13 protein-coding genes and 1 tRNA gene are annotated in these 12,916 nt (G+C 67.1%); 5 read left to right on the top strand and 9 right to left on the bottom strand.

Translation table 11 applies throughout. The features are described from left to right. Positions 1-165 precede the first annotated feature (165 nt). The 3 genes from L995_RS10425 (at position 166) to L995_RS10415 (ending at position 1,855) form a co-directional block, all read left to right on the top strand. Positions 166-256, top strand: a tRNA-Leu gene (locus L995_RS10425). A gap of 328 nt (positions 257-584) precedes the next feature. Next, complete coding sequence (locus L995_RS10420) at positions 585-1,211, top strand: DUF6806 family protein (RefSeq protein WP_013803265.1); 627 nt, start codon at positions 585-587, stop codon at positions 1,209-1,211. A gap of 32 nt (positions 1,212-1,243) precedes the next feature. Further along, on the top strand, positions 1,244-1,855 hold the full coding sequence (locus L995_RS10415) for a M48 metallopeptidase family protein (protein ID WP_047471448.1): 612 nt from the start codon (positions 1,244-1,246) through the stop codon (positions 1,853-1,855). Position 1,856: 1 nt separating this feature from the next. Here the strand turns inward: L995_RS10415 and murI are convergent, their stop codons facing one another. From murI to L995_RS10395, 4 genes are all read right to left on the bottom strand, one after another. Then, positions 1,857-2,747 (bottom strand): glutamate racemase, encoded by an 891-nt coding sequence (gene murI, locus L995_RS10410; protein ID WP_047471446.1) that lies wholly within the window; start codon positions 2,745-2,747, stop codon positions 1,857-1,859. Between the two features lie 58 nt (positions 2,748-2,805). Further along, positions 2,806-3,393 (bottom strand): GNAT family N-acetyltransferase, encoded by a 588-nt coding sequence (locus L995_RS10405; RefSeq protein ID WP_047471444.1) that lies wholly within the window; start codon positions 3,391-3,393, stop codon positions 2,806-2,808. After that, on the bottom strand, positions 3,390-4,022 hold the full coding sequence (locus tag L995_RS10400) for a class I SAM-dependent methyltransferase (RefSeq protein ID WP_017407256.1): 633 nt from the start codon (positions 4,020-4,022) through the stop codon (positions 3,390-3,392). The genes L995_RS10405 and L995_RS10400 overlap by 4 nt, the downstream gene beginning before the upstream one ends. A 100-nt stretch (positions 4,023-4,122) precedes the next feature. Beyond that, positions 4,123-5,676 (bottom strand): fumarate hydratase, encoded by a 1,554-nt coding sequence (locus tag L995_RS10395; protein ID WP_013803260.1) that lies wholly within the window; start codon positions 5,674-5,676, stop codon positions 4,123-4,125. Between the two features lie 313 nt (positions 5,677-5,989). Here L995_RS10395 and fumC point away from each other — a divergent pair, with 313 nt between their 5' ends. Continuing rightward, positions 5,990-7,381 carry a class II fumarate hydratase gene (fumC, locus tag L995_RS10390; RefSeq protein WP_016445164.1) on the top strand — a complete coding sequence of 464 codons (1,392 nt, stop codon included), beginning with the start codon at positions 5,990-5,992 and terminating at the stop codon, positions 7,379-7,381. Between the two features lie 64 nt (positions 7,382-7,445). On the opposite strand, the gene L995_RS10385 is transcribed toward fumC, so the two are convergent. The 5 genes from L995_RS10385 to L995_RS10365 form a co-directional block, all read right to left on the bottom strand. After that, positions 7,446-8,345, bottom strand: coding sequence for an alpha/beta hydrolase (locus L995_RS10385; protein ID WP_047471441.1), 900 nt, complete (start codon positions 8,343-8,345; stop codon positions 7,446-7,448). A gap of 114 nt (positions 8,346-8,459) precedes the next feature. Further along, positions 8,460-9,686: a multidrug effflux MFS transporter gene (locus L995_RS10380; RefSeq protein ID WP_047471439.1), complete on the bottom strand. Its 1,227-nt coding sequence runs from the start codon at positions 9,684-9,686 to the stop codon at positions 8,460-8,462. Position 9,687: 1 nt separating this feature from the next. Continuing rightward, positions 9,688-10,197, bottom strand: a complete 510-nt coding sequence (locus tag L995_RS10375) for a MarR family winged helix-turn-helix transcriptional regulator (RefSeq protein ID WP_016453094.1) — start codon at positions 10,195-10,197, stop codon at positions 9,688-9,690. Between the two features lie 116 nt (positions 10,198-10,313). Then, complete coding sequence (locus L995_RS10370) at positions 10,314-11,000, bottom strand: DUF3334 family protein (RefSeq protein ID WP_047471435.1); 687 nt, start codon at positions 10,998-11,000, stop codon at positions 10,314-10,316. 128 nt (positions 11,001-11,128) lie between these two features. Continuing rightward, positions 11,129-12,115, bottom strand: coding sequence for a LacI family DNA-binding transcriptional regulator (locus tag L995_RS10365; RefSeq protein ID WP_047471433.1), 987 nt, complete (start codon positions 12,113-12,115; stop codon positions 11,129-11,131). A 135-nt stretch (positions 12,116-12,250) separates the two neighbouring features. On the opposite strand from L995_RS10365, the gene L995_RS10360 reads away from it, so the two are divergent. Next, positions 12,251-12,916, top strand: a 666-nt coding sequence (locus L995_RS10360) for a PTS sugar transporter subunit IIA (protein WP_047471431.1), incomplete at its 3' end; no start/stop codon positions are given.

Below are 12,916 nucleotides of genomic sequence, written 5' to 3'. Positions count from 1 at the left end.
CTCAGTTGGTAGAGCGCAACCTTGCCAAGGTTGAGGTCGACGGTTCGAACCCGTTTTCCCGCTCCAATTCAGAAAAAAGGGAAGCGGTAACGCTTCCCTTTTTCGTTGGTGCTGCAGTTCGCAGGCATGAGCAGCTTGCGTTGGCCTGTGACGCTGCGGCGCAGGGCCCCGATGGTGAAATTGGTAGACACTGCGGACTTAAAATCCGCCGCTTCCGAACAGGGGCGTGCCGGTTCGATCCCGGCTCGGGGCACCATGAGCTATGTGCAGCAGCGTTCTGATGCTGCAATCTTTGTAGCAATTTTGCGTTGAGGCGAATGCTGCGGTTGCGCAATGTTTCGCGGTGCTGCGCAGTGCATGTTGCTGGCGTCGTGCTCTTGCAGCACCGCATTGTGGCCATGCGCCGCCAAGTCCTTGCCGGCTGCATTACGTGCGAGAATCCCTTCATCAGGCCCCGGGCTGCTTGCCTGGATGGCGCGGCTCGGGCAGACAGTGATGGCGATGCCTGCATGCGTTCCGTTGACATTGATCGTGGCACATGGTGCGGCGTGACAGGTGTGGCCAAACTCATCCCAGACGAGAACATGTCGAATTACAACGCTCCATTTGAAATCCACGTGCACGGCCAGGTGCTGCTGCGCCCCGACACGACCTACGAGCAGTTGCAGGAAGCGCTGGGCCCGCTGTGGAAGTATGCGGGTGCCCGCTCCCTGGCCGATGGCGCTGGCAGCGTCTACGAAGAAGAGCCCGGCATCCAGTTCGATACCAAGGAGCGCCTGCTCCAGGTGTGCTGGACGGTGCGCGGCGATGAGGACTTCCGCCAGTCGCTGGACGACATGTGCATGGGCATCAACGAGCTGGCCGAGCAGGGCGCTGCCATCGAGGTGACCTTCTACGACACCGAGTTCGACGAGGAAGAGGAGTCCGAAGAGGCCGAGTCGCGCGACGACTTCGTCATGCTCTTCGTGGGCCCGACGCCCGCGGCCATCATGCAAGTGCAGCGCGACCTGCTGGTGCAGGACGTGGTCAACCTGATGGAGCGCCATTTCGACGGCTCCGAGCTGGGTGGCGTGGTGCAGGAGATCGACAAGCTGTTCTCCCAGCGCTTCGACGCCCTGGTCAGCTCGCTGGAGATCGGCAAGCCGCCGCGCGGCATGGGTGGATCGGGTTCGGGCCACGGCGGCAACCGCCGGCCCCGCCACCTGCATTGAGCGCAAGGCGCTGCCCCGCGCAGCGTACAGCCATGGCGGCACAGGCCAGCACGCCCAAGTATTCCGGAGCAGTCACCGAGACCGTGCGCCGCCAGCGCGAGCAGCGGCGCGAGGTGGCCGGTGGCGCGCTGCCGCTTCCCTACCTGTCCGCCTACCCGGCCGCGCTGCAGTCACAGGTGCGTGGCTGGCTGGCCGATGACAAGGCCGAGGCCTGGCTGCTGCGCAAGCATCCCGAGGCCCATGCCGTGCGCACGGACAAGAGCCTCTATGACTACGTGGATGCCCTCAAGGGCCGGCACCTGCGCAATGCCGGCACGCTGAACAAAGTGGCTTACGACGGCCGCATCCATGTGGTCCACAACGCCCTGGGCCTGCACACGCGCCGCGCCGTGGTGCAGGGAAGTCGCCTCAATGCACGGCATGAGATCCGCATCGGTGCACTGTTCAAGCAGGCGCCCGAGGCTTTCTTGCGCATGATCGTCGTCCACGAGCTGGCCCATCTGCGCGAGCCCGACCACGACAAGGCCTTCTACCAGCTGTGCACCCACATGGAGCCCGACTACCACCAGCTGGAGTTCGAGCTGCGGCTGTACCTGAGTTGGATGGACCACTCGGGCCGGCGCCTGTGGCAGGCGCAGCCGTGATTCAAGCGGCCGTGGGGATGGCGCTGGATTCGCCGACCTGAACGGACGAGCAGCATTGCGCGGGCAGATCCAGCCAGCGCGATGCCGCAGCCTGCAGGGCCTGCAGCGATCCCGTGGTCATCAGCTGGACCTGGCCCTCTGCCGCGGGCAAGGGGCCTGATTCGCTGGCCAGGGTGCCCAGTCGTTCCAGTACGCGCCGCGTCTGGCGTGCCACCGGGGCACCGGTGTCGATGAACTGGATGTCCGGCCCCAGCAGCGTGCGCAACTGCTCGCGGGCGAATATGTAGTGGGTGCAGCCCAGCACCAGGGAATCCATCTCGCCCGTCTTCTGTCCGAAGCTGCCCAGGGCATTCACATACCTGGCGCACAGGCGCGCGACCTCGGTGGCCATGGGGTCGGCGGGAACGGGCTGCTCCGTGCTTTCCTCGATGGCCTTGGCCAGACCGTCGCAGGGCTGGACATGGAATTGCACGCGCTGGCCATGGTCGGCCACCAACCGGGCAAAGCGCGCACTGCTCACCGTGCCGCGCGTGGCCATCACGCCCACGTGGCCGGTCTGGCTCGATAGCGAAGCAGGCTTGATGGCGGGCTCCACGCCGATCAGGGGCAGTTCGGGAATTTCAGCGCGCAGCATGTCCACGGCAGCGGCCGTGGCCGTATTGCAGGCGATCACCAGTACCTTGATCTGGTGCTGCTCGCACAGGTGGCGCGCAATGGTGCGCGTGCGCTGCTGCACGAAGGCGTCGCCGCGTGCATCGCCATACGGTGCATAGCCGCTGTCGGCCAGGTAGATGAAGCGCTCATGCGGCAGCTCATGGCGCAGCGCCTGCAGCACGCTGAGGCCGCCGATGCCGCTGTCGAAGACGCCGATGGGAGAGGCCGGGGAGGTCATGTGGAGATGCGGATAAAGGCTTTTGGAGGCGGCGCCCAGTATGCCCGCTCGGGCGCGTTCATGCTCGGGCCATGGCTTGCTGCTGCAGCCATTGGGCATGTGTCAGGCGGTACAGGCAATGCCTGCGCAGCGCATGGCCTGCCGGCACCTCCGGATGGTCGAAGTCATGGGCGTCGCGCTCCATGCCCAGGCGCTGCATCACGGCCTGCGAACGCAGGTTGGACAGCGCGGTGAACGAGACGATGGACTCCAGATGCAACGCGCCGAAGCCGTGCTCCAGCGCCGCCCGCGCGCCTTCGCTGGCCAGGCCCTGGCCCCAGAAAGGCCGGGCGAGCCGCCAGCCGATTTCCACGCAGGGCGAGAACGGCAAAGACGCGGCGGGAGTGTGCAGCCCGATGAAGCCCATGAATTCGCCACTGGCAAGGTGCTCTGCCGCCCAGAAGCCCCAGCCGCGTTCCTCGATCAGTGCCTGGATCCTGTCTGCCATGGCATCGCTTTGTTCACGGCTGAGCAGTGCCGGAAAGTGCTCCATGACCTGTGGGTCGGCATTCAGCGCGGCAAAGGGCTGCCGGTCGCCGGCCTGCCACTGGCGCAGTATCAGGCGCGGGGTCCGCAGGGTCGCTACAGGAGCATGTGTGGTGGTCATGGTTGGAGAGGGCGCTGCAGCACCAGCAGATAGGCGGCCGCATGGCCGTGGAAGGAGTGGGGGATGAAGCCTGCCTTGCCTGCCAGCTTTTCCACGCTGGTGCGGCGCTGGAAATGCGGGTCGAAGACCAGCTCGGCCACGGCCAGCAGGCCGCCGGGGCGTAGGCTCTGGAACACGTCGGCCAGCGCGGCCTGGCGGTCCGGGATCTCTCCCAGCACGGCGGCCATCACGGCGCGGTCGTGCTGCTCGGCTGCCAGCTGCCCCTGGCCCAGCGCCGCCGCCTGGGTGCGCACATTCTCCAGCCCCTGCGCGCGCGCCTTGGCCGCCACCTGTTCGAGCATGGCCGGCTGCAGGTCCACGGCCAGCACCTGTCCCTGCGCACCGACGGCACGTGCCAACGGCAGGGTGACGCGGCCTGGGCCGCAGCCCGCGTCCAGCACTTTCATGCCTGGCTGGATCTGCAGTTGCCCGACGATGAAGGCGGCCTTGTTGCTGGCCGCGAAGGGATTGTCGAGCTCGACCATCCAGCGCAGCCAGGACGGGCAGGGCAGGACATGGCGGCGGGAGGACAGGCGCCAGGCCAGGCTGGTCACGGCCAGCAGGGCGATGAGGACGAGCGCGATGGTCATGTTGAATGGGCAGTGTTGCAGGCAGCGGGCAGTCTGTCACAAATGCCCGCGCCAATGAAAAGACCGCCCGAAGGCGGCCTCTTTGCGCTTGGCGCCGGCGTCAGGCCGAGGCAATCTCAATGGTCTTGAACTCGCCGGATGCGATGCGCTTTTGCCATTCGGCAGGGCCGGTGATGTGGGCGCTGGTGCCGCCGGCATCCACGGCCACGGTCACGGGCATGTCCACCACGTCGAATTCGTAGATGGCTTCCATGCCCAGGTCCTCGAAGCCCACGACCTTGGCGTTCTTGATGGCCTTGGACACCAGGTAGGCGGCGCCGCCCACGGCCATCAGGTAGGCCGACTTGTGGTTCTTGATGGACTCGATGGCCACCGGGCCGCGCTCGGCCTTGCCGATCATGGCGATCAGGCCGGTCTGCTCCAGCATCATGTCGGTGAACTTGTCCATGCGGGTGGCCGTGGTCGGGCCTGCGGGGCCCACGGCTTCGTCCTTGACCGGGTCCACCGGGCCGACGTAGTAGATCACGCGGTTGGTGAAGTCCACGGGCAGCTTCTCGCCCTTGGCCAGCATGTCCTGGATGCGCTTGTGGGCGGCATCGCGGCCCGTGAGCATCTTGCCGTTGAGCAGCAGTGTGTCGCCGGGCTTCCAGCTGGCCACTTCTTCCTTGGTCAGGGCGTTGAGGTCCACTCGGCGCGACTTGTTGTAGTCGGGCTCCCAGTCGATCTTGGGCCACAGGTCCAGCGAGGGGGCGTCCATGTAGACCGCGCCGGAGCCGTCCATCACGAAGTGCGCGTGGCGCGTGGCCGCGCAGTTGGGGATCATGGCCACGGGCTTGGAGGCCGCATGCGTGGGGTACATCTTGATCTTGATGTCCAGCACGGTGGCCAGGCCGCCCAGGCCTTGCGCGCCAATGCCCAGGGCGTTGACCTTCTCGTACAGCTCCAGGCGCAGTTCCTCGACCTGGTCGAGCTTCTCGCCGCGCGCGGCCTTGGCCTGCAGCTCGTACATGTCCAGGTCTTCCATCAGGCTTTCCTTGGCCAGCAGCACGGCCTTCTCGGCGGTGCCGCCGATGCCGATGCCCAGCATGCCCGGCGGGCACCAGCCCGCGCCCATGGTCGGAACGGTCTTGAGAACCCAGTCCACCAGGTTGTCGCTGGGGTTCATCATGATCATCTTGGACTTGTTCTCCGAGCCGCCGCCCTTGGCGGCCACGGTCACGTCCAGCTTGTCGCCGGGCACGATCTGCACGTTGATGACGGCAGGCGTGTTGTCCTTGGTGTTCTTGCGCGCGAACAGCGGATCGGCCACGACCGAGGCACGCAGCGTGTTGTCGGGGTGGTTGTAGCCGCGGCGCACGCCTTCGTTGATGGCGTCTTCCAGGCCGCCCGTGAAGCCTTCCCAGCGCACGTCCATGCCCACCTTCAGGAACACGTTGACGATGCCGGTGTCCTGGCAGATCGGGCGGTGGCCGGTGGCCGACATCTTGGAGTTGGTCAGGATCTGGGCCATCGCGTCCTTGGCCGCCGGGCTCTGCTCGCGCTCGTAGGCGCGGGCCAGGTGGGCGATGTAGTCGGCGGGGTGGTAGTAGCTGATGTACTGCAGGGCGCCTGCGATCGAATCGATCAGGTCCTGCTGGCGGATCGTGGTGGTCATCGGTGGGGTGTCTTTTTGATCGGGGGAACAGGGGAGGGGAATCCCGGGGGCGATTATCGGCGCTGCGCGGCGGAAAGTGCACGCAAGGGGTGCAGTCTTGTACAAGAGTCGAGGGGTTTGCCTGGACAAGCCCGCCTCGGCGACACCTCAGTGGGGGATGGATGCGAGAGGTTCCCATTTGCGGAGTTACCATGGGCGGGTTTTTGCCATTGCGGCCCCGCCAGCCAGACATCCCCGAGCCACGCAGCGCGCGGCCCGCCGACCTGCCTCCAGCCAACTGCGCCGCGTTGTTTTCACCAAGGAGTCCACACCAATGACCGCGACCCGCCAGGAAAAAGACACTTTCGGACCCATAGCCGTCCCCGCAGACAAGCTTTGGGGTGCGCAGACGCAGCGTTCGCTGCAGAACTTCGACATCAGCGGCGAGCAGCAGCCGCGCGAGATCATCCACGCGCTGGCCCAGGTCAAGAAGGCCTCGGCCACCGTCAACCACAAGCTGGGCCTGCTCGACGAGAAGAAGACCCGGGCCATCCTGGCCGCCGCCGACGAGGTGATCGCCGGCAAGCACCCGGACGAGTTCCCGCTGGTGGTCTGGCAGACCGGCTCGGGCACGCAGACCAACATGAACGTCAACGAGGTGCTGGCCAACCGCGCCAGCGAAATCCTCGGTGGCGAGCGGGGCGAGTCGCGCCTGGTCCACCCCAATGACGACGTGAACAAGAGCCAGTCGAGCAACGACGTATTCCCGACCGCCATGCACGTGGCTGCCGTCACGGCCATCGAGCAAAAGCTGCTGCCCGCCATTGCCCTGCTGCGCAATACGCTGCAGGCCAAGAGCGAGGCCTATGCCGACATCGTCAAGATCGGCCGCACCCATCTGCAGGACGCCACGCCGCTGACGCTGGGCCAGGAAATCTCGGGCTGGGTGGCTCAGCTGGCCCATGGCGAAAAGCATGTGCGCGCCGCGCTACCGCATCTGTACGAGCTGGCGCTGGGCGGCACGGCCGTGGGCACGGGCCTGAATGCACCCAAGGGCTATGCCGAGGGCGTGGCGGCCGAGCTGTCCCAGCTCACCGGCTACCCGTTCGTGACGGCGCCCAGCAAGTTCGAGGCCCTGGCCTCGTGCGATGGGCTGGTCCACGCCCACGGCGCGCTCAAGACGCTGGCCGCCAGCATGATGAAGATCGCCAACGACGTGCGCTGGCTGGCCTCCGGCCCGCGCAGCGGCCTGGGCGAGATCTCCATCCCCGAGAACGAGCCCGGCTCGTCCATCATGCCCGGCAAGGTCAACCCCACGCAGAGCGAGGCGGTGACCATGCTGGCGGCCCAGGTCTTCGGCAACGACGTGGCCATCAACTTCGGCGGCGCCTCGGGCAACTTCGAGCTGAACGTGTTCCGCCCCATGGTCTCGCACAACTTCCTGCAGAGCGTGCGCCTGCTGGCCGATGGCATGAAGAGCTTCAACGACCACTGCGCCGTGGGCATCGAGCCCAACCGCGAGCGCATCACCGAGCTGGTGCAGCGCTCGCTGATGCTGGTGACGGCGCTGAATCCGCACATCGGCTACGACAAGGCGGCCTACATCGCCAAGAAGGCGCACAAGGAAGGCTCCAGCCTGCGCGAAGCGGCCGTGGCTTCCGGCCACCTGACTGGCGAACAGTTCGACGCCTGGGTGATCCCTGCCAAGATGGTCGGCAACCTGTAGGACCTGCTGATGCCATCAAAAAGGGGAGCCGGCCGGCTCCCCTTTTTTTGCTTCATGGCCTGGCTCAGTTGTCCGCCTGCGGGCGGCGCACGGTGCGGAACACGTACTTGAGCGCGTCGCCGATGGTGCTTTCCCAGACCGGCCATTCATGCTTGCCGTTGACGATGCGCAGCTCGGCAGGCTGCTTGTTCCTGCGCAGCTGGGCGTAGAGCTGGGCGGCGTCGGACTCGATCATGAATTCATCGTCGTCGCCCGAATTGATGTACATGGGCACGCTGATCTTGCGGGCGAGAAAGCTGTCCCACAGCACAGGGTAGTTGTAGCTCTTCCAGACCGTGGTGCTGTACTGGCCGCCCGTGTTGGGTTCGGCAAAGACCTTGACCGAGCGTGCCGAGGAATCGGCGGGCGGCTCGGGGTTGTAGATGGCGGGGCTCAGCAGGGCGGCGGCCTGGAATTTCTCGGGGTACTTGAGCACGTAGCGCAGCGCGCCGTAGCCGCCCATGGACAGGCCGCCGATGACGCGGCCATCGCGGCTGGTGAGGGTGCGGTACTTCTTCTCGACATGGGGGACGAGGTCCTGGAAGAAGGCCGTCTCCATGGGCTCCTTGAGGTCCACGTACCAGGTCGTTCCCGCGTCGGGCATGACGATGATGGCGGGCGGGATCTCCCCGTTCTGGATCAGCTGGTCCACCGTGCGCAGCAGATTGCCCTTGACGGGCCAGTCGTTGCGCTGGCCGTCGTTGCCGTGCAGCAGGTACATGACGGGGTAGCGCAGCCTGGACTGGGCGTCGTAGCCCGTGGGCAGGTAGACGTTGTAGGTCCAGCTGCGCTGCAGCGTGGCGCTCTTGAACTCGGCGGCCTCGATGGAGCCGGCCTGGGCGGCCGGGCCGGCCAGAATCGCGGCGGCCGCCAGCGTGCCGGAGGCGGCCTGGCGCAGGACGATGGAAAAGGAAAGTTGGCGCATGTTTTTTGTCTCCTGTGGTCCGTGGCAAGGGCCCACGGCTGCGCCAATGTAATCGAGGCCCTGGCCCCGCCTGCGCTCCGCGCGGCCGGGCCGTCGCCTCGGGGACCATGGTCCTCAGCCGGGCGCACGCTGCGCGTGGCGCAGCGCGCTGCGAAAGCCCAGTTGCCCCACCACGCACGCCACGACCAGGGCCAGCGCGGCCGACAGCGCGGGGTTGCTGCCCAGGCTGGCGCCCAAGGTGCACAGGCCGCCCACGGCCATTTGCGTGCTGCCGTAGACACCGGCGGCCGAGCCCGTGAGGCGCGGATGCACGCTCAGCGCGCTGGCCAGCGCCGCAGGGCTGGTCAGGCCCGAACCCAGCGCGAACAGCACCATCAGCCCCACCACAATGGCCGGCGTGAGCTGGTTGAACAGGGCCAGCAACAGCAGCATGGCCGCGCTGGCCAGGCTCAGCAGATTGCCGTTGAGCATCAGCCGCTCCAGGGGCCAGTGGCGTATCAGCTGGCGGGCCAGCGCATTGCCCACGGCCATGCCGCCCATGAGCAGGCCCAGGTAGATGGCCACCTCATGCTTGGTGGAATGCAGCTGCTCGATGAACACGAAGGGCGCCGCCGCCAGGAAGGCATAGATGGACGTGGTGGCGCAGCCGCCGCCCACGGCAAAGCCCACAAAGGCCGGCGAGCGCAGCAGGCTGCGGTAGTCGTCGCGGATGGTGCCCAGGTGCAGGCGGCCCGTGGGCTGGCCGGTTTCGGGCAGCAGCTTCCAGATGGCGAAGGCCGTCACGCCGCCGACCACGGCCAGCGTGCCGAAGATGGCGCGCCAGCCCAGGGCGTCGTCTATGGCCGAGCCGATGGCCGGCGCGATGCCGGGGCCGATCATCATCATCAGGTTGAGCAGCGCCAGGCTGCCCACGGCGTTCTCGGGCGTGCTCGAATCGCGCGCAATGGCGCGGCCCAGGGCCAGGCCCGCGCAGCCGCCCAGCGCCTGGAGCAGGCGCGCGCCGATCAGCCAGGGGGCGGACGGGGCGAGAAAGGCCGCCAGGCTGGCCAGCGCATAGAGGATGAGTCCGGCCAGCAGCATGGGCCGGCGCCCCAGGCTGTCCGACAGCGGGCCATAGATCAACTGGCCCACGCCCAGGCCCAGGATGTAGACCGTGATGGTCAGCTGCATCTGGCTGGCACCGGCCTGGAGCTGGTGTGCCGCATCGGGCAGGGCGGGCAGGAACATGTGCATGGCCAGCGTGCCGACGATGGTCACGACCACCAGCAGCCACAGCGGCGCCTTGCGGCTGGCCGCTGTATGGTCCTGGGCGGGTGGCAGCGAAGAGTGCTCGGCCGCCATCTCAGGCAGCCTGCTCGTCGGGCAGGTCCGTGTCGCAGGCGGGCTCGGCGGCCATGGCCTCCAGCAGGCGCTGCAGCGTGGCATAGGCCGCACCCAGTTCCTCGGGCGGCACGGCGCCCAGCACCTGGGCGCGGGCCTGCTGCAGCAGGCCCTGCACGGCTTCGACCTGGGCATGGCCGGCTGGCGTGAGCTGGATTTTCCTGACGCGGCGGTCGCTGTCGTCCACGCGCTCTATCCAGCCCTGGGCGGCCAGGCCGTCCACCAGGCGCACGACCGAGGAGCTGTCCAGCGCCAGGGAATGGGCCAGATCCTTCTGGCGCATGGCTTCAGGCGAACGCGCCAGATGCATCAGCGGCATCCATAGCGCCTGGGTCAGGCCCATGGGCGCCAGCAGCCTGTCCAGCGTGCGGCGCCATTGCTTGTTGACCTGGCCCAGCGTGAACATGAAATGCCGCTGCACGCTGGCGGCATCGGCTTGCGCGGGCGGGGACTGGTCGGGAAGGGAAGACATCGTGGCATTCAAATAGTTGGCATTCCAATTATCTGCATGTCAACGATATCGTTTCCCGGAGCCGCCTGATACATCCGCAGGCGTCAGGGTTTTGGCCCCCGCAGGGGAGGCGGGGCCTACATGCCCAGGGACTTGAGCAGTTCGTCGGTGTCCGTGCTGCCGGCCGGTTCAGGCGCTGCGGCGGGGGCGCTGGCGTTGGCCTGCGCCATGAGGGCGTCCGGGTCGGGACGCTCCTGCGGTTCGAAATCCACCACCTTGATGAACTCCGTGCGGTCCATGGCCAGCTCGAGATAGAAGATGTTGTTGTTGCCCGTGTAGAAGGTCACGCGGCGCGCCTCGGGGGAGTCGAGGTTGGCGTCCACGCTGAGGTTGACCTGCTTGTTCAGGCGGATCATCTTGGGCTGGCTCTGGGTGATGTAGGTCTGAAGCTCGCGCTGGACCTTGCTGGTGAAGTCGCCCACCACCTGGTTCATCAGCTCGCCCATGACGTTGCTGACATCGTCGGAGGTGTAGGAGCTGGCAAGGTCCTCTTCACCCATGCCCATGCTCAGCATGTAGCTGCGGTACAGCTCCATGGCGGCGGCGGCCGAGAAGTTGATGATCACCAGGCCCGAGAAGCCGCCGTCCACCAGGACAAAGCAGCCGATGTCGGGCTTGAGGCTGGTCTTGGTGATGCGCTGCACCATGCCCGAATACTGGATCTGGCACTGCGTGGCCACCTGGAGCACGCGCGAGACGGAGTTGCAAAGGCTGATCAGCACGTCTTCCGTGCCATGGACGATGGGATGTTGGGGCTTGTTCATGAGGTCAACGGGACAAAATTGTGAGCGATTATGGGTGCAAGTCCGTTGTTTGCGACTGTTTGTAACATTGAAAGTCCAATGTGCCCCCTCCTGGGGCGGGGCTTGGCAGGCGGCCCCGAAAGCCGCGCTCAGCGAATCGCCTGCGTGGACTCGCGCACTATGCAGCGCCCCTGCATGACCACCTTGCGCACGGGCAGCTCGGGCGCATGCAGTCGCTCCATCAGCAGGCTGAAGGCCGTTCGGCCCATGGCGTCGATCGGCTGCTCGATCACGGTGATGGCGGGGGCCACCAGCTCCGTCCAGCGCTCGTTGTCGAAGCCGGCGAGCGCCACATCGCCGGGGATGCGCAGGCCTGCGGCGCGTATCGCGCGCAGGCAGCCTTCCAGCAGCAGGCCGTTGCTGGCCACGAAGGCGTCGGGCCGCTGCGGCTGGCGCAGCCATTGCGTGACTTCGGCCTCGGCGGCATCGCTGGTCGGGGGCAATTGGCGCAAGTCGGGCTCCAGGCCTGCATCGCGCATGGCGGCCAGATAGCCGTCGCAGCGCTCGCGCGCCGTGCTGCTGGTGCTGCCGAAGACGCCTGCAATGCGGCGGCGGCCCTGTTCCACCAGATGCCTGACCAGGGTGGCGCAGGCCTGGGCGTTGTCCAGCACCACGCTGTCATGGCAGGCCGGGGCGCCCGCCCGGTCCACCAGGACAACGGGAAACTCCAGCTGCATGCGCTCGAGCTTGTGCAGGCTGGCCTGGGTGGGCGCAAAGATCAGCCCCGCGATGCGCTCTTCCTGCATGAGCTGCAGGTACATGGCTTCGCGCTGCGGGTCTTCGTCGGTATTGCACAACAGCACGCGCCGGCCCTGGCGATAGGCCTCGGCCTCGACCGCGCGGATCAGGGCCGTGAAAAACGGGTTGCGTATGTCGGCCACCAGCACCCCCATGGGGCCAGCGTCGCGCGCACGCAGCCGGCGCGCCATCAGATTGGGCCGGTAGCCCGTGGCCTGCACGGCGGCCGCGACCCGCGCCCGGACTTCTTCGCTGACCGAGCCGCCCGCCAGCGCGCGCGATACCGTCGATTTGGAAACCCCGGCCGCACGGGCCACATCGTTGATGCTGATGCTCAATGCAATCGTTCCCGTTGGTTGTGGTGTGCCGCAGAGGATAACTCCAAAGAAATGCCGTGGTATGGCCGGATTGTTGCCAGGTTATGTTGCAGTGCAGATTGACCGATGGTTGGGAACGTTCCCACAATCCGCGCCATGAACAATGCCCATTCATCCCTCCCGGCGGTTGCACCCACCGCTCCTGCGGGCCTGCAGATCGCCGTGCGCCTGGGCGCCAGGGTGCGCGACAAGGCCGACGCCATTGACCAGGCCGCCCGGCTGCTCCAGGACAGCGGCAGCGTGGCCCCTGGCTATGCCGCCGGCATGCAGGCGCGCGAGGCCCAGGCCGAAACCTTTCTGGGCCACGGCGTGGCCATTCCCCACGGCCGCGCCGAAGACCGGGCCCTGGTGCTGCGCGACGCGGTGGCCGTGCTCCAGGTGCGCGAGGGCCTGGATTGGAATGCCGGCCAGAACGTGCATCTGGTCGTGGCGGTGGCGGCACGCTCCGATGCCCACATCACCTTGCTGCGCCGCCTGGCCGGCCTGCTGCAGACACCCCGGCTGCAGGCGCTGTTCACCACCGGCGACGCGCAGCAGGTCATCGATGCACTCCAGGGGCAGGCGGACCCGGCGCCGCCTGCCGCCCGCCCGGCGGCAGTGGACCTGGCCGAGGCGTGCGAATGGACCATTGCCTATCCCAACGGCCTGCATGCGCGGCCTGCCACGCGCTGGGCGGAGGCGGCGCGCGGCTTTGCCTCGCGCATGCAGGTGCGCCATGGCGGCGAGGTGGCCGATGCGCGGCAGATGGCCAGCCTGCTGCAG

The sequence above is a fragment of the Delftia sp. ZNC0008 genome, from assembly GCF_000799035.1.
Classification (GTDB): Bacteria; Pseudomonadota; Gammaproteobacteria; order Burkholderiales; family Burkholderiaceae_C; genus Comamonas; species Comamonas tsuruhatensis.
This window is presented reverse-complemented; position numbering and strand designations above follow the sequence as displayed.